General features: G+C 39.1%; 23 protein-coding genes, 2 pseudogenes and 1 other annotated feature (1 of these 26 cut by a window edge). Of the genes and pseudogenes, 17 read left to right on the top strand and 8 right to left on the bottom strand.

Annotation, left to right across the window (positions count from 1 at the left end; genetic code table 11):
* Positions 1–34: 34 nt before the first annotated feature.
* The 11 genes and pseudogenes from RRU94_RS06880 to RRU94_RS06830 all read left to right on the top strand — a co-directional run bounded on the left by RRU94_RS06880 (position 35) and on the right by RRU94_RS06830 (position 8,466).
* Entirely contained in the window at positions 35–175 is a 141-nt protein-coding gene (locus RRU94_RS06880) for a hypothetical protein (RefSeq protein WP_251272791.1), read from the top strand.
* A 399-nt stretch (positions 176–574) separates the two neighbouring features.
* Positions 575–718: a hypothetical protein gene (locus RRU94_RS06875; RefSeq protein WP_315691037.1), complete on the top strand. Its 144-nt coding sequence runs from the start codon at positions 575–577 to the stop codon at positions 716–718.
* Positions 719–867: 149 nt separating this feature from the next.
* Positions 868–990, top strand: coding sequence for a hypothetical protein (locus tag RRU94_RS06870; RefSeq protein ID WP_315691036.1), 123 nt, complete (start codon positions 868–870; stop codon positions 988–990).
* Positions 987–1,142 (top strand): annotated as a pseudogene (locus tag RRU94_RS06865) (phage terminase large subunit); the annotation flags it as partial. The gene RRU94_RS06870 and the pseudogene RRU94_RS06865, both read left to right, overlap by 4 nt.
* A 553-nt stretch (positions 1,143–1,695) precedes the next feature.
* Positions 1,696–1,821 carry a hypothetical protein gene (locus RRU94_RS06860; protein ID WP_315691035.1) on the top strand — a complete coding sequence of 42 codons (126 nt, stop codon included), beginning with the start codon at positions 1,696–1,698 and terminating at the stop codon, positions 1,819–1,821.
* Between the two features lie 15 nt (positions 1,822–1,836).
* Positions 1,837–5,487 (top strand): copper oxidase, encoded by a 3,651-nt coding sequence (locus RRU94_RS06855; protein ID WP_315691034.1) that lies wholly within the window; start codon positions 1,837–1,839, stop codon positions 5,485–5,487.
* Positions 5,488–5,672: 185 nt separating this feature from the next.
* Positions 5,673–6,064: pseudogene (locus RRU94_RS06850) on the top strand (DUF1259 domain-containing protein).
* A 286-nt stretch (positions 6,065–6,350) separates the two neighbouring features.
* Complete coding sequence (locus tag RRU94_RS06845; protein WP_315691964.1) at positions 6,351–6,731, top strand: YmaF family protein; 381 nt, start codon at positions 6,351–6,353, stop codon at positions 6,729–6,731.
* 922 nt (positions 6,732–7,653) lie between these two features.
* Positions 7,654–7,974, top strand: a complete 321-nt coding sequence (locus tag RRU94_RS06840; RefSeq protein WP_315691033.1) for an IDEAL domain-containing protein — start codon at positions 7,654–7,656, stop codon at positions 7,972–7,974.
* Complete coding sequence (locus RRU94_RS06835; protein ID WP_315691032.1) at positions 7,953–8,246, top strand: hypothetical protein; 294 nt, start codon at positions 7,953–7,955, stop codon at positions 8,244–8,246. Before RRU94_RS06840 ends, RRU94_RS06835 begins: the two co-directional genes overlap by 22 nt.
* A complete protein-coding gene (locus RRU94_RS06830; RefSeq protein ID WP_315691031.1) occupies positions 8,215–8,466 on the top strand; it encodes a hypothetical protein in 252 nt (83 codons plus the stop codon). Before RRU94_RS06835 ends, RRU94_RS06830 begins: the two co-directional genes overlap by 32 nt.
* An 874-nt stretch (positions 8,467–9,340) precedes the next feature.
* On the opposite strand, the gene RRU94_RS06825 is transcribed toward RRU94_RS06830, so the two are convergent.
* A complete protein-coding gene (locus RRU94_RS06825) occupies positions 9,341–9,466 on the bottom strand; it encodes a YjcZ family sporulation protein (protein WP_242237686.1) in 126 nt (41 codons plus the stop codon).
* A gap of 808 nt (positions 9,467–10,274) precedes the next feature.
* Here RRU94_RS06825 and RRU94_RS06820 point away from each other — a divergent pair.
* Positions 10,275–11,246, top strand: coding sequence for an HD-GYP domain-containing protein (locus tag RRU94_RS06820; protein WP_315691030.1), 972 nt, complete (start codon positions 10,275–10,277; stop codon positions 11,244–11,246).
* A gap of 245 nt (positions 11,247–11,491) precedes the next feature.
* Here RRU94_RS06820 and RRU94_RS06815 read toward each other — a convergent pair whose 3' ends face one another.
* The 4 genes from RRU94_RS06815 to RRU94_RS06800 all read right to left on the bottom strand — a co-directional run bounded on the left by RRU94_RS06815 (position 11,492) and on the right by RRU94_RS06800 (position 14,898).
* A complete protein-coding gene (locus RRU94_RS06815; protein ID WP_410492977.1) occupies positions 11,492–12,142 on the bottom strand; it encodes a 2OG-Fe(II) oxygenase in 651 nt (216 codons plus the stop codon).
* 638 nt (positions 12,143–12,780) lie between these two features.
* Positions 12,781–12,999, bottom strand: a complete 219-nt coding sequence (locus RRU94_RS06810) for a hypothetical protein (protein ID WP_251272782.1) — start codon at positions 12,997–12,999, stop codon at positions 12,781–12,783.
* Positions 13,000–13,930: 931 nt separating this feature from the next.
* Positions 13,931–14,188, bottom strand: a complete 258-nt coding sequence (locus RRU94_RS06805; RefSeq protein ID WP_315691029.1) for a hypothetical protein — start codon at positions 14,186–14,188, stop codon at positions 13,931–13,933.
* Positions 14,189–14,697: 509 nt separating this feature from the next.
* Positions 14,698–14,898 (bottom strand): hypothetical protein, encoded by a 201-nt coding sequence (locus RRU94_RS06800; RefSeq protein WP_315691028.1) that lies wholly within the window; start codon positions 14,896–14,898, stop codon positions 14,698–14,700.
* 573 nt (positions 14,899–15,471) lie between these two features.
* Between RRU94_RS06800 and RRU94_RS06795 the strand changes: the two genes are divergently transcribed.
* From RRU94_RS06795 to brnQ, 3 genes are all read left to right on the top strand, one after another.
* A complete protein-coding gene (locus RRU94_RS06795) occupies positions 15,472–16,182 on the top strand; it encodes a DUF421 domain-containing protein (protein WP_315691027.1) in 711 nt (236 codons plus the stop codon).
* 656 nt (positions 16,183–16,838) lie between these two features.
* Entirely contained in the window at positions 16,839–17,093 is a 255-nt protein-coding gene (locus RRU94_RS06790) for an HPr family phosphocarrier protein (protein WP_315691026.1), read from the top strand.
* Positions 17,094–17,364: 271 nt separating this feature from the next.
* Positions 17,365–18,723, top strand: a complete 1,359-nt coding sequence (gene brnQ / locus RRU94_RS06785; protein ID WP_315691025.1) for a branched-chain amino acid transport system II carrier protein — start codon at positions 17,365–17,367, stop codon at positions 18,721–18,723.
* 250 nt (positions 18,724–18,973) lie between these two features.
* Here the strand turns inward: brnQ and RRU94_RS06780 are convergent, their stop codons facing one another.
* Positions 18,974–19,951 carry a helix-turn-helix domain-containing protein gene (locus RRU94_RS06780; protein WP_315691024.1) on the bottom strand — a complete coding sequence of 326 codons (978 nt, stop codon included), beginning with the start codon at positions 19,949–19,951 and terminating at the stop codon, positions 18,974–18,976.
* Between the two features lie 580 nt (positions 19,952–20,531).
* Here RRU94_RS06780 and RRU94_RS06775 point away from each other — a divergent pair.
* The gene (locus RRU94_RS06775; RefSeq protein WP_315691023.1) at positions 20,532–21,665 is read left to right on the top strand and encodes a tyrosine-type recombinase/integrase; all 1,134 of its coding nucleotides are present in this window, start codon (positions 20,532–20,534) and stop codon (positions 21,663–21,665) included.
* Positions 21,666–22,000: 335 nt separating this feature from the next.
* Complete coding sequence (gene asnB / locus RRU94_RS06770; protein ID WP_315691022.1) at positions 22,001–23,902, top strand: asparagine synthase (glutamine-hydrolyzing); 1,902 nt, start codon at positions 22,001–22,003, stop codon at positions 23,900–23,902.
* Positions 23,903–23,973: 71 nt separating this feature from the next.
* Here asnB and RRU94_RS06765 read toward each other — a convergent pair whose 3' ends face one another.
* Both RRU94_RS06765 and RRU94_RS06760 read right to left on the bottom strand, forming a co-directional pair.
* Complete coding sequence (locus RRU94_RS06765; RefSeq protein WP_315691021.1) at positions 23,974–25,173, bottom strand: aminotransferase-like domain-containing protein; 1,200 nt, start codon at positions 25,171–25,173, stop codon at positions 23,974–23,976.
* Positions 25,174–25,715: 542 nt separating this feature from the next.
* The gene (locus RRU94_RS06760) at positions 25,716–26,168 is read right to left on the bottom strand and encodes a CBO0543 family protein (protein ID WP_315691020.1); all 453 of its coding nucleotides are present in this window, start codon (positions 26,166–26,168) and stop codon (positions 25,716–25,718) included.
* 247 nt (positions 26,169–26,415) lie between these two features.
* Positions 26,416–26,556, top strand: a binding site (T-box leader); it runs 132 nt beyond the window's last position.

Here is a 26,556-nt window from a genome sequence, read left to right as displayed (position 1 = left end):
TAAAGTGAGTTATTATACCTTAGACTGTGATGGGATGCCAGAAGGACGTCAACTTTATGAACAAGTAGAGATTGATCCAGACTCAAGTGATAGTGTGAGTGCGTTGGTTAAAGAAGCATTGATCAAAAAGCTGGCTACAAATAAAGACAAATTAAAAATTATGAGTATGACATGAATTTTAATTTCGTTTTCTATAGGCATCCTGCGGGATGCTTTTTTCTTTGCTTAAAAACAATCTCGGAGGTGTTGTTGATGTGAAGTGGCAAACTGAGATGATATCAAAACAGAATGGGAAACAACCAAGATCACGCTTGCTGCATTAGCGGAAAAGCATGATATAAATCTCGGTACCTTAAAAAGCCGGAAAAGCCGTGAAGGATGGTCGAGGGGTCCGACGAAAAAGGTTGCAACTATTCAGCAAAAGGATGCAACCAACAAGAAGGGCGCACCCGTTGGTAATTCTAGTGGGAAAGGTAATCGGGGTAATAAACACGCAGCTTCTCCGAAACGAAACTCAAATGCTCTGAAACATGGCTTCTATGCCAAGCATTTTCCAGAAGAGTTTTTAAAAATCATGGATGAAGTGTGCCAGGCAGATCCGCTTGATTTAATTTGGGATCAAATCGTTATTCAATACACTGCGATCATCCGTGCTCAAAAAGTTATGTGGGTGGAAAACGGCGACGATCATTTGAAAAAAGAATCAGGAAGCAGTTGAGGCGAAGGAGGCGGCAGTGAGTCGCACAAAGTGTCTTTTGCCTATGAACAATATTACGCCTATTTAAGTGCTCAGTCCCAGGCCGTGCCAGAGCTTCGCAACTTATTAAACAGTTTGGTGAGCAGGCGCATATTGACGATGAACGCTGCTTGAAGCTTGAGGGCATGCAAACCGCTATTGCCAAATCAAAAGCCGAGGTTGAGAAGCTGACCAGCAATAACGATGATGGACCAATTGAAATTGTCATCAAAAGAAAAGGTGAGGCAAAATGACAGCAATTGAAAAAGAAGTAAGCCCACACTTTGATGATTTTCTTTTTGAATGGTCCACTAAATTTCAGCTTCTTGTTGGCGGCTACGGTTCTGGCAAAAGCTATCATGTTGCATTAAAAATCATTCTAAAGCTGTTGGCAGAAAAACAAACGTATTGCTCTTGTTGATCAAAAAAGCAGTTGTCCCTTTCCAAAGGAGACAGCTGCTTTTTCCGCGAATGTATGTGTTGAAGGAAATGAAACAATAAGGCTGGCGAGACCTTTGTAAGAGAACTATACGATGAACCGGCAGGGCTTATGCTCATATACTAAAAATAATAATGGCTAGGTCAGCAATCACTATTATGTGATTCATTCTTACCTTTTTATCACAAGCATCTTTCTTTAGTAACGATACAAAGAATATTACATCCTTTTACAACATACATTCTTCATTGTTTGGCTTGTAGTTGAGACAAAAATGTTTGATCGTGTATCGACTATAAGGCCGATTTCCCGCTCACTTAGGATGAGCCAGAAAGGAAGGGTAAAAGGATGGTACTTAGATCTTCCGCTTCAAATTCTGATAACGTTAGGCATGATATGGCGCTAGTGAACACTTTTAGAGAAAGTATTGGCCAGAAGGCTTTATACTGCCGCCCCTTCCTATCCCTTTTTGGTTATCAGTGAAATTGTTTCCTTGATAGGAGAACAGGTAAAGATTGCAGTGGAAACAACACATTTTGCTCAGCTGGAAAACCAAAACTGGCTGGCTCATATCCATAATATAGAAGTGTTTTATATCGAATTTCCCGGCGAGCCGCGCATTCCAGAATTAAGTGAGATGCTGTAATAAGGAGGAAAACCAATGATACGGCGTTATCATGTGGTCGCCATTCCGATCCGCATTGTCCTTAACAACTTTGGCGACCATAATCCTAATGGAAGAATGTATGTCTTAAAGGAAAATGAAGCAAAGGTAAAAGAGCTTGTGCGCAAAAAACCTTTTCTTCCTGTGGAACTCGTACAGCCGCTTACGATCAGAGCGAACGAAGGTGATATTGTTGAAATTGTTTTTGAAAACCAGCTTCCTTTTGCAGTGGGCATGCATTTTCAAGATCTCGATTATAATGTGTTAACGTCAGACGGAGCCAACGTCGGCCTTAATCCAAGCTCACTGGCTGATTGCGGTGAAAAGCTTCTTTACACGCTTAATGCAACATATGAAGGAATTTGTTTTTTTACAGATGTCGGCAATGTATCAAGTACTGAAGAGGGCTCCAGCATCCAAGGTCTTTTCGGCACACTGCTGATTGAAAAAAGAGGTTCCTGGTGGACAGATCCTGTAACAGGGGGACCGATCAACAGCGGCGTGTTTGCGGACATTCATCATCCTTTCCTTCCCTCCTTCCGTGAATATGCCTGGTTTTTTAGTGATGAAATGGAAGTAAATGACTTAACTGGCAACCGGCCGCTTAATCCGATGACCAATCAAGAAAGTGAATCCTTTCATGGCGTTAACTACCGGTATGAGCCACTTCATAATCGTTTGAAATTAATTGAAGAAGGAGTCGTATCCCCTGAATTAGAAGGCGAGGAAGTTCATCATGACTCGTGGGTATTTGGTGATCCGGCTACACCGATTCTGCGCGGTTACCGGGACGACCCGGCTGTGATCCGCCTGATTCATGGAGGCTCAAAAGAAACGCATGCGTTTCATTACCATGTCCATCAATGGCTGAGAGATCCCGGCAACATTCATTCAGAAATTGTTGACGCGCAGGCGATCAGCCCACAGTCCCATTATACCGTGCAGCCGTTATACGGACTCGGCAGCCTGCAGGGTGCAATCGGGGATGTGGTTATCCATTGCCATCTTTATCCGCATTTTGAAGTTGGAATGTGGGGGATAAATCGCATCTTTGATACCCTGCAGGACGGCACCCAGTGCTATCCAAACGGTGTGCCGATTGCGCCGCTTAAGCCATTGCCGGACCGTCCCTGCCCGCCTTTGCCTACAAAAGAAAAGCCAGGATTTCCTAACTTTATCCCCGGAAAAGTCGGATATAAAGCGCCAAGGCCGCCGCTTGGCATTGTAGGCGGAAGGGACATGACGGAACTTGAAAAAAATGCAGCCGTACCTAATGCAAGGCCGGGGGCTGTTTTTACTGATTCCTGCCTGGGAAATCCCGTCGTCCTGGAATTTAACATATCCGTTATTCAGCTGCCGCTTGTTTATAACAAACAGGGCTGGCATGATCCGAAAGGAAGAATCTATGTAGCAGACGAAGATCTGGATGATGTGCTGTCTGGAAAAAAAGAGCCGGAACCGCTTGTTCTGCACGCACCAGCTGGTTCCTGCATCAGGCTGAATTTTACAAATAGGCTGCCTCATGTTCTGGACGGAGATGCTTTTCAGCTCACTACCAGAACCTATGAAGTGGGTTTTCACGTCCATTTTGTAAAGTTCGATGTCCTTGTGTCCGACGGCGCTAATGTAGGCTGGAATTATGACAGTTCTATTCTACAGGGTGAGACCTGCCGGTACGAATGGTATGCCGACACAGAATTAAAAGCCTTTTTCTTTCACGATCACTTGTTCCCAACGACTCATCAGCAGCACGGAATTTTTGGATCTTGTGTGATCCAGCCCCGCTTTTCTACATTTTTAAATTCAAAAACCGGTGAGGAACTGGATCATGGCACACAGATTACCGTTTCCCATCCGCTTATTCCGAATTATCGGGATTTCGCATTATTTGTCCAGGATTTCGCTCTTCTGTATGACAAAGACGGCTGTCCGATTCAGCCGCCGCCATTTCCAGGTTCCTTAGATGATCCCGGCATTTTTGCGGTTAATTATAAAAATGAACCACTGCAGTTCCGGCTCGGGAAAGACAAGGATCCAGCCTATTCCTTCAGCTCTTATGTGCACGGAGATCCCGTCACGCCTATCTTGGAGGCTTATGAAGGAGATCCAATCCGCATCCGGCTGCTGCAGGGTGCCCATGAAGAGTCCCATAGTTTTAATGTGCACGGATTAAGCTGGAAAGCAGAACGGCCCAGCAAGGATTCACAGATGCGTTCACAGCAGCATATCAGCATTTCAGAGTCGTTTACGCTTGAAACAGCTATTCCGAAGGCTGGAGATTATTTGTGGGCCTTTGAAGATGAAGAAGATATTTGGAATGGTACATGGGGGCTGATCCGCGCATTTGGTGAAGCCGTTGATGACTTAATGCCCCTTTCGGACCGTCCGCTGCCCCCGCCGCGGACAAAACGATTGCCAAAAGTGACCGGAAAGCCGCCGAAGCCGGCCAATCCGCAGCATACATTGCCGCCTGAAGCAACCCATCAGCCGCCGATCCGAAAGTACAGCGTGGTTGCTTTTCAAACACCCATTTTATACAACTCATTTAGAGACTATGATCCATTCGGGATTATATTTGCTATAGAAGAAGATGTGGAGGATATTTTGAGCGGTACAAAAAAACCTGAGCCGCTGGTACTGAGAGGAAATGCCGGCGATCTGGTTGAAGTCACCTTGACCAGTCGGCTGAAAGCTAAGTTATTTCCGTTCCCTGATGGCATTCACCGGTACCCACCGGTAAAAGAGCAGGCATTTTACCCGCCGTCCCTGCGTATTTCGCTGCACGCCAGTATGCTGGATTACGATGTTACCACTTCAAGCGGTGGAACCGTAGGATTCAATCGAGATCAAACGGTTGGGCCTGGAGAATCCATTACGTACCGCTGGCATGTACAAGAGAGCATAGGCACCTGTGCCATGTGGGACATGGCAGATTTACGGAATCACCGGTCTTTTGGTACATTCGGCGCTTTTATTGCTGAACCGCGTTTTACGACTTACCATGATCCGCAGACGCTTAAACCAGTCCAAACTGGCACCAATGTAGTGCTCCGTAATCCACTTGGAATTGATTACAGAGAATTTGTCTTGATTATGCATGATGGTGTCCGGCTTGAGAATAAGCGTGGCAAAGTCATTGTTGATCCACTTGATGGCGTGATTCCAAAACCGGATCCCGAAGACGGTGAAGTAGACACCTATGATTACGGCTCGCGCGGCTTTAATTACCGGTCAGAACGATTGATTAATCGCTTTAAAAAACATCCCGTCTTAGGTGACTTATTCAGCTCAGAGATTCACGGTGATCCGGCGACACCTGTTTTCGAAGCGTATCCAGGGGAACCTATCGTTGTCCGCCTTGCCAATCCGTCTGAACGAAGACGAGCCAACACCTTTCACCTCCATGGTCATAACTGGAAGTTTGACCCAAGAGACATTGATGTCCGGATTGATTCCTATGTCGGCCACCTGGCACCGGGCGCAGCAGAGGATCTGTTTTTAATCGGTGGTGCTGGAGGACTGTTTAACTATCCCGGCGACTATTTGTACCGGTCCGGCAACATCCGCTGGGGAATTGAGCAGGGTATGTGGGGAATCATTCGGGTTCATGATCGGTTCCAGCCTCATTTACCTCTGCTAGATAAATGACACGTGAACCATCAAAACAAGGAAATGAAAAAAGCAGCTGCTATCTCATGGCAGCTGCTTTTGATTGCTTCCGGCTAAAATCAGGAAACTAGTATTCTCTTAATTTTTATCTTTCTACATAAACCTATACAAATCTTTTACTTTTTACATAGACTATAACGAATAAGTAGAAAGGAGGAACAATCATGTCACTACCTTGTCAACGGCTCGCTGATATAATTGGAGGCCAGGTTATCACCTCAACTCCCGTCTGTGTGGTACAACGTCTTCGAAATATAGACGCAACCATTTTAGGCCGCCGCACCCGCTCTCCTCTGGTACTTCCATTTGCCCTATCATTCGAAAATAACATTGGTGGAAAGACTCTTAATCTAGGAGAAACCGTCATCCTTCAATCAGAAATTAACCGATTTATGACTGCATTACGACGTAGAGGAATTACTGTCACAGCGGTTCACAACCACTGGCTTTTGACAACCCACGCTTAATGTACATGCACTGGGAAGATGTTGGCGATCCTGTTGCATTTGCTGAAGATAGTTATGACGCGGCAAGAGAAGCAGGCTTATTGAAATAAACCTGCAATATGCGCCCTCTTTTAAAGAGGGCAACTTCTTCTAGCTGCTCCATTTACTAAGGAACAAAATATACATAAATCAAAGCTACTCAAAACCCTATATTTAAGTTCCTTTATGAACAAAAATTTTGAAGGGAACTGAAATAACATCTATAGAGTATACTCTTTTACCGCGTATTAGTATGAAAAATCACCTACTTCTTCTCATTTATCTTAAGATACAGGAATTTATAAACTTTGCGTTCATAACATGGAAAAAGCGATAGGAAAGGTGGTAAAAACATATATGGAGATACCGGTAACTGGATTGATAATTGATTCAGACGATCCAAATTCAGATTCTCATCATTCTCATCATTTGTATATTACAACATGGAATGGGCAGCCCGTTCATACCCATCATTTTTCAGGATTAACCTCTTTTGATGCTGGACATCGTCATCAATATGCTGGAATAACGGCACCAGCTCCTACTGGCGTCCCTCATACTCATCGATACTTAACAGTGACTTCATTTGATGATGGGCATGAACATGAAGTCCGAGGGGTAACTGGCCCAGCTATTCCCTTGCCTGATGGCAGACATTATCATACTTTCCGAGGAGTAACAACTGTTAATGGTTCTTATCCCCATTCTCACAGGTATAGTGGCAATACTAGCGTTTAAAACTTAAAAATGGCTGTCGGATAGTCCGGTAACCTTTCATAAAGAATAAATGAATGCGAAAAGTATTTCGATTTACACTTGTTTAGGAGAAATTAAATTAGTGACAGAACAAAAATCTATTTTTTCTTGTCTTTTCCACTCCCTCGAGGCAATTCTCGGGGGTTCCTTTGTTTTCATTCCTGCTTCATTACATGTATTAATTGGGCGCAAATAAAAACACGAAAACATGTTTGTTTTTTATTTGTAACAAAAAACATACGTTCTGTATAATTGGATTAACGAATGAAGGGAGCAGTTAAAATGGAAGGATTGTTTAAAACGTCACTCAAACAAAACGCTTGTATCATTATTTAAATCCTTTTTCTTAAGATTAAGCCAATTATACAAAATTTAAAATTAAATGGAAGTCTATTACGGAATTAAAGAGAAATTATTTATTTAGAAAGGAGCTTGTTACCTAAAAAGACGTCTAAAAGTTGCATCTAAAGGTGTATACAATGGAGAGTTAACATATATACAAATATACAAGTAAGTGTAAAAAGAAAAATCAGCTGCCGAATTAGGGAGAAGGAGTGCTACACGAAGTGAAAGACAGGCAAGACAGCGCTATTGGGCTAGTTGGAGAGGAGCACCCCTCTTCTTATCCCATCTGTAAGTTTCGTATTCCAAAGAGTCACGCTTGCTGATCCACTTTAATTCAGACACTTCTGGCAACAAATCACGATGATGTTACCAGTTAAGAATATGTATGTTTTGGAGTGCGAAATTTGGAAGCGAGAATTCACTGCGAACGTTATATGTGGGTTTGTGAACATAAATCAGCACCAGCTTAAGAAGATATTATCATATGTTTGTGTTTTAGAATGAATAAATTCAGATAAAAAGAGAAATAAAGAAAGTAAGAAAACTGGAGGTGAAAGCTTTGTTAAACATTGGAGATTGGAAAGCAGTCAAAATTGGTGGTATGACAGCCGTTGGATATGTAAGCAACATCATTAATTTTAGCTGGCACAGTAAACGAGTTGAGTTAACAAAAGTGATTTGGATTAAGGACAATAAATACCTTTTAAAAAAACCATCACCAGGTATCTTCACAGAAGAGCAGCTAGAACCGATCGGTGATTTTTGGGACAAGCACCAAGATAAATCAACATTGGTTGACCTAGCTTTAAAAACAGGTGACAAAGAATGGTTCAAAGAACTGACGGGGGAAAAGCAGAAATGGCATACCGTAGAGCAGTAATTAAACAACAATGGACCCCAGAAGAAGTAGAAGCATATTGCAGGAAATTTGAAGCGAAACGCCCCGCATATGTAAGAGAAGCTGATAAACGGGTAGGTAACAGGTTTTCTTCAAGAAGGAAACGCCCGGTCAATTCAAAAGGGAATTTGAGTAAAGTCCAGTACGAAAAGTTTGTTGCAAAAGGGTTAAACGATGAGCATATTTTAGCGAAGTATGAGGATTTAACACAGGGAGTGCTGGATGCGAAGAAGAAACGGTGGGGAATTCAATAAAACCCAGAAGCAATGCTCCCGGGCTATCAAGCATGTACCACAGGGGGGATTGCTTGATCGTACTAATTATTCTTTAATAATGAAAAAAGCAAAAGTGGATGTGCTGGCGGTAAAAAAACACCCCGCGTGGGTCTGGCTGTATAGCTTTATGGGTTATCAAATGGGAAAATCAGCGTTTTTACATGGCAAGTATATTGGACAAGTTCAGGAGGTTTTATAAAAAGGAAGAAAGCGCCAGAAGCGCTTTAATTAAAGTATGTATCTTTCTTTTTAGGTTTAGGGTTAATCTTTTGTGACTGTTTATATTGAAGTGTTGAAAACCTTTCAGATTTTATTAGCCTGAAAATGATTGGATAAATAAGAATAAGTTCTAAAATCGTTAGAAATATCCACAAAGTCAATTCGTTCGAAGACATATAAAGAAAACCTCCACAAGATAAATATTGTGATTTTATCAAAATTAAAATACCCAGTTTAGTGAAAAATAAACGATTTTGTATGTGGAAAATGAGAACTAAAATAGCGTGTTTTGAGAAGGAAAACCGTGATTAGGCTTGGAGAGAGGTAAACAAAAATAGCCATGTCGCGGAGCAGCCGCTAAACAGCAATGAACACCAGAAAAAATACAAGCTTATTGTAAAGGAAAGTTTGAATCAAAAAGGCTGGTCTAAGTAAAAAAAGCGGGCCAAGATAATACTTGTCGCTTTTCGAAAAACAGTGAATGAAAAAAAATGCCCTATGCCTGACGAGACCCAATAAGCAGCAATATGAGCGTGACCTTAAACAAGGGTTTACTGAGTAAGAAATGATTAATGGTTATCCTTAGCTGACATCTGGCTGCATGAAGCAAAGAAGTGGTGGGCATTTTCATAAAAGCAGCCTGGCGAGGAATCTGACTGAAGGAAAGGCAGTGAGTTAAGGCTCTTATAAGAATGAACCGACTTATCACTATCTATAAAAAAATTTGAACAAAAAAAGACTGTATTATTTAATACAGTCAACTGTATATCAAATAGGGAGCTAAAGAAGGAAGCGGGGGAACAGCTGAAAAGCTCGACTAACTCAAAAATGTTTTACAGGCCAGTGTTGGACACTTAGCAGTATCCGCCACCACCATATTCGCCTCCAACATAAGAGACACCGATAATGATTAAAAGAATAAACAAAACAACAATTAGTGCAAAGCCAGATCCGTACCCACCATTGTTTTCACAGCTCACGATTATCACCTCCCACTTTTACATAGTATGGAGGGGTTTAAGGAAAGCCTGTATAAATGACCATATAATAACAAAAAGTTTTATTTTTAAGAAAACAAAAGGTGATAATACGAATTCGACAGGATATAAAGACATGCCAGGGCAAGCTGTTTCTTTTAATACACAATAAGATAAAACCGTGTTTTTGAAGAAAAGTATGAAGTTGAATTTATTACAGAATAAATAAAACGCTTGTTTTAACAAAAATAACAATGTGCAAAATTCAAATACATTAAAAAATCAAAACAGCATTTAATGCATAGTGAGACACAGCCTCTTCGAAATAACCTCTTATTACACTATCAGTCCATTAATGATGAAAAAATAAAGACTGACAAATATGATCCTCGGACTTCTCCACCTAAATTAAAGATTCTGATGGAGCATTTTACTTTGAATGTAGTGCAGCCTTTATAGGTTTGGCTTCCCTCGAAAGGCAAGTGCATAACGGAGACAACAAACAAAAGCAAGGTTTAAGATGTCCTCATAATATTCATAGAACTACCCGAAATAAAGCTGGCGTAAATTCTTCTGTGCCAGCTTGTTATTGTACTTTATATTATCTGAAAAATGGTGACTCATTCAAGGTTAAACTCTTCCCAAATGGAAAGAGAACTAAGTTAACTATTGAACATTTAATGGCATATGTCGAGATTTGATGAAAACTAAAATCGTTTACATTATAATGAACCCTTTGTTTTTAAAGAAATCTATTATAAGGTTATCAAGGAAAATATTACTTTATAAGAAAACATTAAGGTGTGATGATTTGGAATTAAAATACACTCAATTGTGTAATTTGTTGGGTGGAAGAATACCTTCATTGGATAATCTGCTGTTTTTTCGTCTTCTTTTTTCGGTATCTTTTTGTGTCACTATACTAATTACAAATTGGATAAGTGATTTTAAGTCTTTATATATTTTAACTGTTATTTTTTTAGGGCTTGGTTTTTCAGAGAAATCACGACTTTTTATATTCTTTTCTTGTTGCTCTGTAGTTTTTACTCGTACTTTTTTAAATGACGAGTTTGTCAATATTACAGCTGTTTTGGTTCGCCTTTGTGTTTATTTAGCTGTAACGTTTATTTCATCTGAGGTTATAAAAAAATATTATGAAATAAAGCACCATCAGGCTGAGCTGGTTTTTACTCTGGCTAAGTCTTTGGATTCACGGGATTCATATACAGCAAACCATTCCGAAAAAGTAGCGGACTATGCCTTAAAAATTGCACGGGAAATGGAATTACCTAAAAAACAGTGTGAGGCAATTTATATCGGGGGCTTGCTCCATGACATTGGCAAAATTGATGTTCCAGAAGTTGTTTTATTAAAGCCTTCAAGATTAACCGATGATGAATTTGAATTTATTAAACTTCACCCAACAATAGGATACGAAACATTAAAGCATATTTCCGATTTCAAAAGAAACGGTGTTCTCGACATGGTGTTGTATCATCATGAGCGATACGATGGAAATGGGTATCCCCACGGTTTGAAAAAAGAAGAGATCCCCTTGGCAGCGCGTATTTTGGCTGTCGCAGATTCTTTTGATGCCATGACAACAAAGCGAGTCTATAAACCAATCATGAATTTAAACTATGTAATGGGTGAGATTGAGAAGAATATAGGGAGTCAGTTCGATCCTCAAACTGCAAAAGCGTTTCTAGCCATTTTGGAAAGAGAGGGAATGGGGATATTTGAGAAGAAAGAGCCTAGTTTTTCAAAAAAGTATATAATTTAAGCCGCATCAATCCTATTACGGATGCGGCTTTTTTATCCCCTGATCCTTAAATCGCTTCTGTTAATGGATGAAATAGGCGACCTCTTTGAAAAGGAGCTGGGGTATGAAAATGAAGATTACGAATCAGAGGGTTCTGGTGGATCAAGAAGACTCTTTTGATTTCTTCGACAGCAATGATGATTGAGTAGAATGAATATTCATTTAAAAAGCCAAACCTTGATTAATCAAGGTTTGGCTTTTCCCCTTTATCTTAACTTCTGCCTTCTCATCCATTGTGTAGCAATCCATTTTTCTCCCCTGATAACGGGTGCTCCACCGTGCAAAGTAAGTTCGTTTATGCTTTTATCGTTATAAAAGTATTCAAAGTAGACCGCCATTCCTTTTTGTGGAGAAACAGAAAAATTAAGTTTAGGGAAAAAGGTTTCTCCGCCCTGTTCTACATCGTTTAAATACAAAACGAGGGTACTGATTCTATTGTTTTTCGCTGCAGGACTTGTTGGGGCAAAAAAATCAAAATGCGCTTTGTACTCTTGACCAGGAGTATATTTTAAAATGTGAAGACCATCTCCATGTTCAATGGGTATATTCATAATCGAGGACAGTCTTTTTTCAACTTTTTGAATGATATCGCTTTCATTGCCTTGAAAAAACATTCCGCTGCTTGTTCTCATTTCATTTACTTCATGTGAAGATCCAATTTTTGAACGCTGCATATTGTCTTTTGACAAGTTGATCAGCTCGGCGCATTCTTCATCGCTCAATACATTTCCTAAAACGACAATGAGCGGTTCCTCAAATCGCGCAATGACCTTAATTTCTCTATCTTCGGTTTGGATAAGATTTCCTGTGTGGCTAAAAATGGTTTGTTCTTTTATGCTTGCTTGGTTACTATCCATGATCACCGTTCAACAGCCCCTTAAAAAGTTAATATTTACTTTAGTGATAGGTATTTGGGTAAGCGTTTACTATGAGAATTATATCACGAATTTAGTTTGAATGATTGATTTAGTATAATGAAAATAATATAAACTGTTTATTAACAAGCAAATGGAAAAATGGAGGAAAGGATGCAAAACTTACTTTGAAAGAAGGAGATTGTTTCTTGCTTGGGAGAGTAGTGCTAAAGGAATACATAAAAAAAATCCCTTAAAGGGATTTTATCAAATGAATCAGGAATCCTGCTTATAAAAAGCGATAAATTCCTGGATAGAATGTAGAATTCCCTCGGCTTGAATGGTAAATAGCGATAAAGCCGATAAAGAGAAAAAAACTACAGGGATTAAGCGAAGCCAGTGCATTTTTATCCCCTCCATTTCCAGGTAATGAAAGAATCATACCTCTGAACTTTAAACTTATCAAGTTTAAAGAATTAACATCGGTTGTGTTCTTTTACTTACGAAGGGAACACCAACACCTTGCTATAGCAGATTATAAGAGCAGGTAAACCTATATAATGCTTTGGCTGCCTACTCAGTATGAAGGGATCCGACGAAAACGGCTGTAAATCAAATCATTTTTTACTAGGAGATAAAATCTAATTGAGCAATTTATCAATCGCGGTTGCTGCTTCTTCAATACTTTTATACTGCTTAATTGACTGGGTTTCATAAAGTGTTAACTGGATGATAGAAGTATCTTTTAAGCAGCAAACTGAAGCAATCGGCTGCTCATCCTTTTCGAAAGTATGGGTAATATTGATGGTGTTAAAAGAACATAATGTTTCTAGCAAATCCTGCAGGCTATTTAATGACAATGTTAATTCTCCTCTCTGGTTCTAACCTTTGCATAAGCACAAGGAAAGAGGCTGGTGAAAGTCTAAGATGATTATTGATCGTTGCATTTTTAATCGGATAAGTGTTTGCTTATTCAAAATGCATATACCCCTTTTTTGAAGAATCTATGACTACAAACAAAAAAATTAAAAAAATGTCCAAACAGGTAAACCCTAATATATCCTTCAAGGAAAGTAAATAAATGTAATTCAGATTCTCTTTCTCACTTATCCATATTTGGTTTTAAAAGGAAATAATTATCCGCGCAAAGACACAAATAAACACAGTGGGCCCAATGAACTCACTGAAAAACCAATTCGTTACAGGAGCTAAATGAAAAGCTAACCATACTAACATATGCCATAAAACAGCAGGATAGACCAATAAATAGAGATTCAATCTGAAGAGAGAATAATTAAACCGATTTTCATTGTGAGCTGTAACCATATCATGGATAATTCTTTATAAATATGATTTAAAAAATGTTTTCAAGCTAAAGGCTAGATCATAATAAAGCTGCTTTAGGAAAATGGGTGTAAGAAGATAGCCAAGGGAGGGATGTTTGACTAAAGAAACATGACATTTACAGATCAACAGCAGAACTATGGCAGCCCGTCGGATAAAGTATTATAAAAAAGCCTTGGAGCTTGAAAAGCTCCGAGGCTAAAAGGAGCATCAAAAGCGTTAACGGTAGGGGAACTATTTAACGCCTTGATACTGATTATTTCCCACATTTAATGAAAAATATGCAAAAAAAGCCAGATAGATCTGTGGCTGTACAGTGGTATGGGTTATCGCATGAGAAAATGGGGGGTCTCATAGGCATATTATGGACAAGTTCAAAGGATCTTATACAGGCCAAACAAAAATAATTTATCCGGTTTATAGCAGGATTCTTTTCTCTCGTTTATTTTAAAATATTAAAAAAAGACCGACTGAAGCCGGTCGTCCATGATGAGTATATGTAATTGGTGAAACTATAATCTCTTGCCATTCCTCAAAATTAAGATTATGGTCGCTGACCCACCTAAAGATACCTGGATCCCAGTCTTCTTCATCTACGATACTTTTCATAATTCGATCATAAGCCACAGCTTCAGTTACTTCTTTTCCAATATTGTTCCACAGACAGTATAGGCCTGGGTCATGTGCAGATTTTAGTACTTTCAATGGTAGTAGCTCCTCTCGCTTGACCAGCTTTCTTTACTTTTATATGTTTTTCTTTTGGTTTACCGAAGAGTATTGTACCAAGAGAAAAGTGAATAGTTTGTCGAATCTTGTCTTGGAAAATATTAATTAGGCAATAGGGCGTTATGGTTTTTCAGGAAGAAAGATATAGTTAGGAAGAAAAATGAACACAGCGGTTCGAATAGATTTATAACGGAAGACTTTATGGAAAAAGAACGAAACAATGGTTATGGATATAGCTGCAGATTATTGGATCGCAAAACAAAAATATGACGCAAAATCTAGTATGAAATGAGCGATCATTATCCAGATATCCACCTAAAACAGCGAAAAAGTCAGAGGTGAAATGCGCTTCCTATTTAATACATAATTAACAATGTGCAAAATTCAATAATAAATTTAAAAAACCAAGTAATAACTCAATTAAACACTTTTCCAATTAAAAGTAAAGCAAAATAAAGAAAGTGAGCAAAAAAAAAGAGCCCGTAGGCTTATGCAACATCATCGTGCATATGAGAACCTTCTATGATTGCTTTTGCCTGTGCCTCAGTAAGTCCCTGTTCTTTCTGCAGCCAGTTATATAAATCCAAACAGAGTACTTCAAATTGATTCATCTCACCGGGGCGATTTTGTTTGCTTATGTCGAGTAGGTATTCTTTGTGTAACTGCAGATAGCTGTATGCCAAGTTCATGATTAATCCCTCCCTTTGTTAATAGTTTACTCGTTTTATTGACGTTTAGTCCTAAACAAAGAGAGAGTCAAAAAGTGTTCACATTCAGCAGACACCTTTTCGCCATATATACAAGGGAAGTGATTGTAATTTTTAAGTCTTCTCAGTTTAACAACCAAATCACACACTTTTATTAATCGTTTCCGTTTAAACGTGCCATCTTAGAGGCAAGGGCGCTGTCTACCACACTAATGAACCTCTAGTTATAAATGAGAGACTGTGCATACAAACAAATCTTCTTCAATGAATTTTCATAACTCTTAGAGTCTTATACTGAAATGATCTGTAGCCGGTTTTGTATGTAAAGGGGAACGCTATACAGGTGTACCGATTATTTAAAATTTATCTAGGTTCTAATTGTACCTTTTATAGATCCTAGATCGAATAGAGAATCGGGATTAAAAGAAGCGGTAAAACTGCTTCGTTAGAGAGCAGGAAAAGAACTATTTTGATTATCTGCGATCATAAATTTACATGAATAGGGAATGCTACAGATACTCATTTAACAAAGTTAAGGCAGGGGAAGTGAACCTTGTGGATTTTTTTCATGCCCAAGAATCTCTTACAACCATTCAATGGATTTTAAGAGCGCTTGTTGCTTTTTTGTTTTTACTTTTAGCTGCAAAAATAATGGGCCAGCGGTCGATGGCGCAGCTAAGGCTGCTTGATTTTGTAATGGCCATTTTAATTGGGAATATTTTAGCTCACCCTTTATCGGACCAACATTTAGGATTAAAAGGCTCCATGATCACTATGGTCGTGTTGGTGGTTTTGTACGTTGCGGGCACTTATTTAAGTTTAAAGTGGAAAAGATTCCAGCGCCTGCTTGATCCCTCTCCTTATCCGCTGATTGAGCAGGGAAAAATTAGGTATCAAAACTTAAGAAAAGCAAGAATTTCTATTGATATTTTATTGGCTGAGCTGCGAAAAAGCCAAATTGAAGATATCCAAAAAATTTCACATGCCATTTGGGAACCGAACGGAACGATTTCCTTTTTCCTTCATCCGGAGTATGCACCTGTCACTCCAGCTGATATGAAGCTGGCTGTAAAGCCTTTGCTTTTATCACGGGCCGTAATCAAAGAAGGGGAAATAGACCATGAGGAATTGAAGAAAAGCGGTAAAGATGAAGCGTGGCTCCACAGCCAGTTAAAAGCTCATAATGAATCAAAGGCAGCAGACGTTTTATTAGCGACCTTAAAAGGTGATAAACTAAACATTTATCATTATCCAGACCAGTCATAAACAAAGCAGCTCGTCTTTTTTAAAAAGGGCGAGCTGCTTTTCACTTCATTTTAGCCAGGAGTAAAGAAGAAAAATATTTTTTTGAAATTATATTCAGTTGTATACACATATATATAAATACTTGTATACATGTATTTTTCCGAATAAAAGAGGAAAACCGGATGATGTTTGTTAGTAAATCTTATCTTGCTGGTACAGGACGTGGATTTCACTTTGTTTTCTTGGACTATCATTAAAAATCCACAAAACCAAAGGTAAAAATTTCCCTTTTTCAGAAGTTGATGCTAAAATATAAAACAAATAAAGAGGAGGATAGGGGAGCAGTGGCTAGAGAAATAAATATAACCGTGCCAGAGGTTATTTGCTAAAGTGCCATTCTTATTGGCATATTGTATGGAATAAATGAATATATTTTTATTCAAGTGAACCAATATTATTACTTACTTGTTTCAACAACCAATGAAACAATATTTATAAGTAAACAAAAAGCTGAAAACGCTTTAATTCAGGTCAGTGTTGTACGCTTTGCACAAAGAAACAGAAAATTATTTAGGCACTTTGCCTATTTCGAAGAGGTATAAAAATAAGATAAAATGGAAATAATCTAGAAAGCGTTTTCAAATTTTAAAATATAAAGTGAAAGGCTGGGCTGCATAATGTTAGAAAGAAACGTGAAAATTGGATTAAAAGAAGGACTTCAATCAAAACCTGCTGCTCAATTTGTTGAAAAAGCGAATACATTCAGCAGCAACATTACCCTGATCCGCAATGAAAAAGTGATTGCCGCTAAAAGTATTATGGGTGTCATGGCTGCGGCATTGACTCCAGGGACTGAAGTGAAGCTTATTGCTGATGGAAGCGATGAGGAAAAAGCATTGGATTCACTTGAAAAATTTCTTTCTACCCCATAAAACAAAGTATATAAAAGGAAATCCAACATGACTGTATTAATATGTTATTTTTCTTGAACATACCCCTGATCGCTTAAAAGAGCAGGGGTATTTGTTATGTATAAAAAAATATAAACTGTTGTAAAAATTTTAACAAAAATTAGAAAAATTATTTCAGTATATTATTAATTTAATTTTCTGGATATTTAAGAAACTCTTACACTTTTCATTCAATTGGTGTATGATAGGGGATGGTTTGTGACAACAAGAGTAACAACAGGAGGCTTTTTAAATGACAAACAAAATACCATTTTCATTTATAGTAGTGATCGGTTTGATGCTGTTTGCTTTATTTTTTGGAGCAGGAAACTTGATTTTCCCGGCTATGCTTGGTCAGTCAGCAGGGACAAATGTCTGGATAGCAACTGCCGGCTTTTTAGTAACCGGAGTAGGCCTTCCTCTAATAGGGGTTATGGCATTTGGGTTTTCTGGAAAAGAGGATTTACAATCCTTAGCAAGCCGCGTTCATCCTATTTTCGGCCTCGTCTTTACAACCGTTCTTTATTTGGCAATTGGTCCTTTGTTCGCGATTCCAAGGACAGGAAGTGTTTCTTTTGAGATTGGCGTAAAACCCTTTTTGTCAGAAAATTCAACGTTTGTACCTTTGCTGATTTTCACAGTGATCTTTTATAGCATCACATGCTTTTTCTCTTTAAATCCAGCGAAAATTGTCGATATTGTCGGAAAATTCCTTACACCAATCAAAATCACATTTATCGGGATTTTAGTAGTCGTCGCATGCTTTAACCCAATTGGTAAGCTGCAGGCGCCTGCAGAAAAGTATCAAACGAATGCTTTTTTCAATGGATTCCAGGAAGGGTACCTGACAATGGATACACTTGCATCCTTTGTATTTGGTATCATCATTATTAATGCAATCAAAGAAAAAGGTGCAAAAACGAGAAAAGATATTTTGATCGTTTGTTTAAAAGCGGTTGGAATCGCCGCTGTTATTCTTGCAGCTATCTATACAGCTCTGTCTTATATGGGGGCTGCCAGTGTAACGGGTGTCGGACGTCTAGATAATGGCGGAGCAGTTTTGGCAAGTGTCTCGGACTACTACTTCGGAACATACGGCGGAGTTTTACTAGGTTTAATGATTACGGTTGCTTGTTTAACAACAAGTGTAGGACTGATCACAGCATGTTCTACTTATTTCCACAAACTGTTCCCGAACATCTCATATAAAACAATTGCTGTAGTATTATGTGTATTTAGTGCAGTTATCGCTAATATTGGTCTGGCTCAATTAATTTCAATTTCTGTACCAGTATTGACTGTTCTTTATCCATTAGCGATCGTCTTGATCGTTTTGACGTTCCTTCATCCTTTATTTAAAGGACATGCCCACGTATATCAAGGCAGCATGTTGTTAACCTTTTTAGTGAGTATCATGGATGGTTTAAAAGGAGCTGGCTTGAATGTTTCAGCTATCGATGCTTTTTTCACAAACTATCTTCCGCTTTATGGAATTGGTCTGGGCTGGATCTTCCCTGCGATTGCAGGCGGACTTGCCGGATATATGATCAGCTTGTTTACTAGAACGAAGCAGGAAAAAGAGCAGAGCAAGCCAGGAAGAAGAGCGGTATAAACTCACCGTATGAAATCATGGAGCAAAATAAATAATTCTTTCAATGTCACAAAGCCTGTAGAGTACAAAAGCTCAAAACACCTTTACGTTATTTTTGCGTAAAGGTGTTTTTTTGTATGAAAGCACCTGGTTTATTATTAACAATAAATTTATTATGTAAACTTTGAAGGGGAATAGCAAAATGAAAATATATAAAAAACGGCTTCTTCAACAGAAAGCCGCTTTTTAGGGATCTTTTTCTTTTACCTCGTTATTTAAAGTAATCCATAATAATTCTTTTAGAGATCTCCTGCATGGTTGTGCCTTGTTCTATTGCTGCCTGCTTGATTTTCTTTTTAATATCGGCCGGCAGGTAAATAGATAGACTTTTTTCGGCCGATTCGATCCGAATTTGACTGTTATTGGCTGCTACAAAGCCTTCTTCTGTGTTGCTTTCTAGAAAATGGCCAAGTGTTTCCGCATTTTCCACTGCATTTAATAACATATCCTTAACGTAAAGGACGATAATGTTTTCTTCCTGCCGTATATCCATATAAACATTGGATAAGTCAAATTGCTCGTATAAGAGATCCAGAAACTGTCGGGTAAAGGAAAGCTGTAAAGGCAGCGACAGCCTCGCGTAGCCAGGCGTTCCAGTCCGCTTGCCAAAAGAAAGTGTGTAGTCTGGTGTTAAATCATGCTTATAAATGCCTTCTTCAAATGGCAGTTGAGCGCCGTTATCCTGGATAAAAAACACCCATTCTTTCTGGGCGTTCCAGGTAAGGCGTGCTTCCTGAATCGTGCTGGACGAAAAGCGCTGGTAAAAAGCAATCTGCTTTTTACGATCATAAAACAAGCGCTGCTTAAGGCGGTCTTCTACAAGACGCTCTTTATGCGTTTCTTGAAACAAATCCAAGTCGACTTTTTTGATGGTTACAACTTCCCGGCTGCGCCAGGTCGTTTTTTCAAAAGGAATAATCTGCTCCTGGAGGTAAGATTGCAGCACGGCTCTCGTTACACCTAAATAAGCGGCGGCTTCTCCTGTCATCATTCCGTTCGGCTGTTCCTGATTGAGCTCCTCTTTCAACTGATCAACCGCGCTTTTTTCAAATAAATGTCCCCGGTGTCCGCCCCAAAAATCTTCAACAGGCGTCAGTTTTCCAGTTCGTATATAGTGACCGATCGTAACCACAGATTTTCCAAGGCGTTCAGCTGCTTCTTTTGTTGTGTAGCAATCCGAAATATTCATGTTTTTTTATTCATTCTCCTTCATTTTAATCCGAGTTTCTTCCATTATATATGCCGCTCTCTACAAGCAGTGTTTCAAGCTGAGCAGAACCATTTGTAACATCTTATAAAAAACAGCTTTTCCTCTCGGGTGAAAACGCCATTTCTTTTGTTGCATTCGATATACGCTCTTCTTTTTTCTCCCTTTGCCTTGCTATTACATAAACAAGTTTAATTACAAACAGAGAAAAAAGTGATCATACTTTTTTAAAAAAATAAGAAATCAATGAAATAAGAAAATATGTATAATAATGCAATATATTTTTGATAGTACTTATTCTCTTATTATAATTCATTAAAAAATAAAACACAAAAAAAGATTTAATTTAAAGTAAGTGTTTAAAATAAAAATTTTTATATATTAATTATTATACCAATATCAACAAATGCTATATTTTTTGATATAAGATAGTTTATTTTAAATTTAGAAGAAATCAATTATTGATTGTTTAATTTTTAATTATACAAAAATAAACTAATTTATTTTATAATAAAAATATATGTTGATTAAAAATAAATTTATAGATAATCAGGAGATATATATGGACAAATTAATCATACATAATGAAAGTAGTCCGCTAATTCCCGAGAACACGGAAGAAACTATTTCTGCGCTGGTTGATCAGAAAGACCGGGCAGAGAGGGAAGGGAAGCCAGACTTTTACTATTTTAACGACCGGGATATGCTGCATTACTTTTTATACCGGGAAACCAATTTAAACAAAAAAGCGAATCGTTCCAAACGTACGATTCGGGAGTATGAAAAAGAATTACATATGATGATTAAACAGATGCTTGAGAATGGGCCTGTGATGCATTTAGATTTGGATATTGTGGATGATTCCTTGTTTAAGAGCTTAGAAAAACGGCACCTGCGCCGGTACCAAAAGTGGGTCGCGGAAGACAGCCCGCATGTAAAGAAAAGAGGAAGCTATTCACCTGCCACACTTGAAAGAAAAACGGTTATTTGGAAAAGCTTTTTCTCCTTTTTATTTAAAAGCGGCTATATCCAAAAACCGATCCATGAAGAACTGCTGACCGTTTCGGTCCGTTCTGAAGACCGGCCGAACCGCGATTTAGGGCCGCGTGAAGTAATACAGCTGCTGGATTACTTTGAGGAGCGAAAGCAATACATTGCTTTTGCCCTTATTCATGTACTGGTCAGCACCGGCATGCGGAATGAGGAATTATGCCGGCTGACACTGGCCGATGTGCAGTATGACAGCATTTTGGGCCATCATTATTTGTCTGTCACGGGAAAAGGAAGCAAGAGGCGGGAAATTCCTTTAAAAGAAAAAGTGCTTGAGAGCATCCTTCAGTACCGAAAAGCGCGGTTTCGTCCTGTTACTTTTCCGAACAGCAGTGAGGAACCGCTGTTTGTCACAAGTACAGGACGGGCATTTAAACCAGACGGACTCGCCCATTATTTAAAAAGAGTGATTAAAGAAGTGGACCTGCCTTTTGTTCATTCCGGCCATATTAAATTAACAGCTCACGTATTCAGGCATAGTTTTGCGATTATTTCTCACTTGAATAAAGCAGATATCTTTTCAATTATGAAAGCACTCGGGCATGAAGACATTCACACAACGATGATCTACCTGCAAAAAGTTCTTCATAGAGAACAGCATGTCATTCATCAGTGGTCGAGTGAATCGCTTGGCAAGTATATATAAGAACTTCGTCACAATAAGAAAAAAACCGTCGAAAAAGCTTGTTTTCTAAGGAAAACAGGCTTTTTGTCATTCTTTGTTCGGTGTCATTTTTCCCCGTTTATAGTCTCTGAAATGGTGGAAAGGTAGATAAAGGTTATTATACAAATTTGTTCTTTTTCATGGTATAATAATCGACCCTGGTAAATCTTTGCTTTTTGGTGAAATTAACTATATTATTTGTATTAGTACAGTTAATACAAATTTTTCTTCATCCAAAAAAAGGGATTCTACAAAGGGATGTCGTATATAAAGCTGGAAACAATATTTTATTAAATTTATCTAAGAAGGTGTAATGTATGTGCGGATTTGTGGGTTGTATGCACGCACGGCCATATAGACAAACAGAAGAAATGGCAGAAAACTTTAAAAAAATGAATGCCTTGATTACCCATAGAGGACCAGATGATGAAGGTTACTTTATGGAAGATCAAGTGCAGTTTGGGTTTAAACGGCTGAGTATCATCGACCTTGAATGTGGACACCAGCCGCTTTCGTATGAAAACGACCGTTACTGGATTATTTTCAATGGAGAAATCTACAACCATGTTGAACTTCGGAAAGAATTAATGGAAAAAGGATACGAGTTTGCAACGGAATCTGATACAGAAGTGATTATTGCTTTATATAGCGATATGAAGGAAGAAGCAGTGAAGAGACTAAGAGGAATGTTTGGCTTTGTGATCTGGGACAAAGTAGAACAGCAGATCTTTGGAGCGCGCGACCATTTTGGCATCAAGCCGTTTTTCTACCTTGAGCAGGGAGAAAAAACGTACTTTGCCTCTGAAAAGAAAAGCATTTTGTCGGCTCGAAAAGGTGAATTAGATGCCAAGTCTCTGCAGCATTACTTAAGCTTCCAGTATGTTCCGGAACCTGATACGATGACGGAAAACGTGAAAAAGCTTGAGCCTGGCCATTTCTTTACGCAAAAACCTGGACAAGCTATGAAGATCCAATCTTACTGGAAACCGACCTTCCGCCCGATTAAGTCAACGGAAGACCAGATTATTAAAGACATTCGCAATGTGCTGATTGATTCTGTCAACGTGCATATGCGAAGTGATGTGCCGGTCGGTTCCTTTTTATCAGGTGGAATTGACTCTTCCTTTATCGTGTCACTGGCGAAGCAGGTAAATCCGAATTTAAAAACTTTTTCAGTCGGCTTTGAACGCAATGGCTTCAGTGAAGTAGATGTAGCAAAAGAAACAGCGGATGCGCTCGGTTTAGAGAATATCAGCCACATTATTTCGCCGGAGGAATTTGTACAGGAGCTTCCCAAGATCATCTGGCATATGGACGATCCATTGGCAGACCCGGCGGCCGTTCCGCTTTACTTCGTAGCGCGTGAAGCGAGGAAACATGTGAAAGTAGTTCTATCCGGGGAAGGGGCGGACGAGCTGTTCGGCGGCTATAATATTTACCGTGAGCCGGAATCTTTACGTGTATTCCAATCGATTCCAGGCCCGGTGAAAGGAGCACTGAAAGCACTGAGCGGTATTCTGCCGGACGGCTTCAGGGGAAAAAGCTTTATCGAGCGCGGTGCGACACCGCTTGAACAGCGGTATATCGGAAATGCGAAAATGTTTGAAGAAGCGGAAAAAAGAGCCCTGCTGTCCCAGTACAAGCCGAACCTGGGCTATACGGACATAACCGCACCTATTTATCGCCAGTCAGCTGACTATGATGCGGTTACAAAAATGCAAAACATCGACATTCATACGTGGCTTCGGGGAGATATTTTACTGAAAGCCGATAAAATGACGATGGCGCACTCGCTTGAACTGCGCGTGCCGTTTTTGGACCGAAAAGTGTTTGACGTAGCGTCATCCATTGCGACAGACCAAAAAATTAAAAATAACACAACGAAGTATGTACTGCGCAAAGCAGCTGAAGGTATTGTGCCGGATCATGTTGTAAACCGTAAAAAATTAGGTTTCCCGGTACCAATCCGCCACTGGCTGAAAGATGAGTTATACGACTGGTCTGTGAACTTAATTCAAGTCAGCGGAACCGACTACTTGTTCAATAAGCAGGAAGCGCTGCGCCTTCTGCAGGAGCATGTAGACAATAAAAAAGACAACAGCCGTAAAATCTGGACGATTCTTGTGTTTATGATCTGGCACCAGATTTATGTAGAAGAAGTATATGATGTAGAACAGGCATTTGTAATGGAGCCTAAAAAGTATCCTGTTTATCAATAAACACAAAAAGAAAAGCACTTAGACAAAAGTCTAAGTGCTTTTTTGTATACATACTGCGTTTATAAAGCTTTTTAAGACGCAGGCTCTTTCTGCAGTTCTCGCTGAAGCACTTCTCCCAAGCGCTTCATTCCTTCTATAATACGCTCTTTCGGCATATTAGAGTAATTTAAGCGCAGCGTATTTTTTTGCTGGCTGTTTGGAAAGAAAGGAATACCTGGCACAAATGCTACATCATTTTTCAAACATTCTAAAAAGATTTTACTTGAATCAACTGAATCCGGAAGCTCTACCCAAATAAACAATCCGCCTTCGGGCTTGCTGTGAGAGACACTTTTAGGGAAAAATTGATCAATGCAGTCAAGCATTGTGGTGCATCGTTCTTTATATACCGTTTTAATTTTTTCAATATGAGCTTCTATATCATAGAGCTCCATGTATTTTGCGGTAATTCGCTGAGCAAAGCTGTCAGAGTGCAAGTCAGCGGTCTGCTTAAACGCTACGTATTTTTCAATAAATACTTCGTCGGCACAAATCCAGCCAAGCCGAAGTCCCGGCGTGAAGATTTTCGAAAACGTACTTAAATAAATGACTCTGCCTTCTGTATCAAAATGTTTGACAGGAGGGAGAGGTTCACCGGAAAAACGCACCGCTCCATATGGATTGTCTTCCACGATGAGAACATTGTATTGATTAGCAAGTTCAATCATTCTTTTTCGTCTTTCGAGTTTCATCGTTCGGCCAGTCGGGTTTTGAAAATCAGGAATGGTGTAAATAAATTTAGCGTTAGAATGCAGCTGCAGCTGCTTCTCCAACGCTTCCATGATCATACCGTCTTCATCCATATCTACTTCCACAAAGTTGGCATCATACACTTTAAAGGCGTTGATCGCAGCCAGATAGGTAGGGCTTTCACAAAGAATAGTATCTCCTTCATCTAGAAGCAGTCTCCCTGTCAGGTCAATCGCCTGCTGTGAACCGGATGTAATGATCACCTGCTCCAGGGAAGCCTGAATGCCGATAGCACTCATACGCTTGATGATCGCGTTTCTTAAGGGAATATAACCTTCCGTTGTACTGTATTGAAGAGAGGCCGGCCCGTCTTCTTTCAGTACAGCTTCACAGGCTGCGTTTAACGCTTCAACTGGAAACAATTCAGGTGCCGGGAGACCTCCAGCAAAGGAAATAACCTCTGGCCGTTCCGTTACCTTTAAGATTTCACGCGTTTCTGAAGACTTAACCCGGCTCGCTCTTTTAGCAAATTTACTTTCCATTACTACACACTCCACTTTTTCGGTTTCTCACTTATCAAGTCCATAATGATAGAGGAAACGTTATTTTACGCATATGCTTCAAAAAGATTCTATTGTTAATAATATACATTCATTTATCATTCTGGCAACCCTTGCCGATAAAATATTTGTTATTTTTTGATTTATTTGATAATTTATTCGTCGAACCATAAAGTATTTTGATATAATAAAAAATAAGTCAGAATGACAGCTTTTCGTAAGTCCACAGTGTGAAAGGTACACTTTTTAAAACGAAATATATAAAATTTAAGTAGAATTACCCTTTTTCATGAAGAACTGTGGTCTTGCACCTTTCATACAATTCAGCATTTTCCTATGCGCTTACTCCTATTCGCTATGATTGAATAACAAAAAACGCCAAAAGACAGCCAGGCGGAAAGCCTGGCTGCGAAATGGTTTCGGTTCTATAGGAGTTAGGTTTTGAAACTAACAATACCAGTATGAACTCCCTTGTGGTAATTTATACATAAAAAAGCATATATTGAAAAATAAGCACCATTCACTTATTTTTTTATGATATTCAGCTTTTGTAAATACAAATAAAACCAGTATCCTAAAAGATAGGGCAGGAGATAGGAAATAAAGGTCCAAAAAATATTCCATCCGTTTCCGTATACAACTTTACCCATTAAAACAAACAGTCCTTCAAGAAGCGTTGTGAACAGTGCGATTCCAAGAACAACTCCATAGGGCTGCTTTATTTTTTGAACAAAGTAAATCATGTAGCAGCCTAAAACAGGAAAGACTCCTAAATTACAGGGGTATGTCGCGAAAACATTTAGTTCGATAAAAGGATAAAAACGCCAAAAACCAAAATACACACCCAGCCCATTAACAATGAAGGCTACAACGGCAGCAAAAGGAGCGATCAATGGGATCAGCTGGTTATCTTTTGGATGAAGGTGCCACAAAGCAATAATCCACGGAACGGCCAGCAAAGTCAAAGAGAAGTACATATCGCCCTAACTCCTTTATGGAATGCATAATGGGAAGATGCCCTAATGTATGCGCTTTAAACAGGCAAGCAGTAAAAAACGTATTGCCGATTCACTTATTAGGTAACCTGTCCATTTTTTGAATGGCTATACTACAATGATGGGAAATAAGATTCTTGTTTATAATGCTTATGCAAAATATTTTCTGAATTTTATTGACAATAGGAATTGTGACGCGTAAGATAGCCAGTAACTATTAACAAAATATGAAAATTCGATGACGAGAAAGAGTAACTGTGACCATCTTATCTACAGAGAGTTGACGATTTGCTGAGAGTCAACGGTAAGACCGCAGTGAAAATCCTCTCCGAGAAGCAAAGCTGAACATAGGTTAAGCTTTGACGGGTTT

The organism is Domibacillus sp. DTU_2020_1001157_1_SI_ALB_TIR_016 (assembly GCF_032341995.1).
GTDB classification, from domain to species: domain Bacteria; phylum Bacillota; class Bacilli; order Bacillales; family Domibacillaceae; genus Domibacillus; species Domibacillus indicus_A.
This window is presented reverse-complemented; position numbering and strand designations above follow the sequence as displayed.

Bases quoted from the DNA above. Each gene is read 5' to 3' on its own strand.
- RRU94_RS06880 (WP_251272791.1), top strand. From the start codon at position 35: ATGCCAGAAGGACGTCAACTTTATGAACAAGTAGAGATTGATCCAGAC.
- RRU94_RS06875 (WP_315691037.1), top strand. From the start codon at position 575: ATGGATGAAGTGTGCCAGGCAGATCCGCTTGATTTAATTTGGGATCAA.
- RRU94_RS06855 (WP_315691034.1), top strand. From the start codon at position 1,837: ATGATACGGCGTTATCATGTGGTCGCCATTCCGATCCGCATTGTCCTT.
- RRU94_RS06845 (WP_315691964.1), top strand. From the start codon at position 6,351: ATGGAGATACCGGTAACTGGATTGATAATTGATTCAGACGATCCAAAT.
- RRU94_RS06835 (WP_315691032.1), top strand. From the start codon at position 7,953: ATGGCATACCGTAGAGCAGTAATTAAACAACAATGGACCCCAGAAGAA.
- RRU94_RS06830 (WP_315691031.1), top strand. From the start codon at position 8,215: ATGCGAAGAAGAAACGGTGGGGAATTCAATAAAACCCAGAAGCAATGC.
- RRU94_RS06815 (WP_410492977.1), bottom strand. From the start codon at position 12,142: ATGGATAGTAACCAAGCAAGCATAAAAGAACAAACCATTTTTAGCCAC.
- RRU94_RS06800 (WP_315691028.1), bottom strand. From the start codon at position 14,898: ATGAACTTGGCATACAGCTATCTGCAGTTACACAAAGAATACCTACTC.
- RRU94_RS06790 (WP_315691026.1), top strand. From the start codon at position 16,839: ATGTTAGAAAGAAACGTGAAAATTGGATTAAAAGAAGGACTTCAATCA.
- brnQ (WP_315691025.1), top strand. From the start codon at position 17,365: ATGACAAACAAAATACCATTTTCATTTATAGTAGTGATCGGTTTGATG.
- RRU94_RS06780 (WP_315691024.1), bottom strand. From the start codon at position 19,951: ATGAATATTTCGGATTGCTACACAACAAAAGAAGCAGCTGAACGCCTT.
- RRU94_RS06775 (WP_315691023.1), top strand. From the start codon at position 20,532: ATGGACAAATTAATCATACATAATGAAAGTAGTCCGCTAATTCCCGAG.
- asnB (WP_315691022.1), top strand. From the start codon at position 22,001: ATGTGCGGATTTGTGGGTTGTATGCACGCACGGCCATATAGACAAACA.
- RRU94_RS06765 (WP_315691021.1), bottom strand. From the start codon at position 25,173: ATGGAAAGTAAATTTGCTAAAAGAGCGAGCCGGGTTAAGTCTTCAGAA.
- RRU94_RS06760 (WP_315691020.1), bottom strand. From the start codon at position 26,168: ATGTACTTCTCTTTGACTTTGCTGGCCGTTCCGTGGATTATTGCTTTG.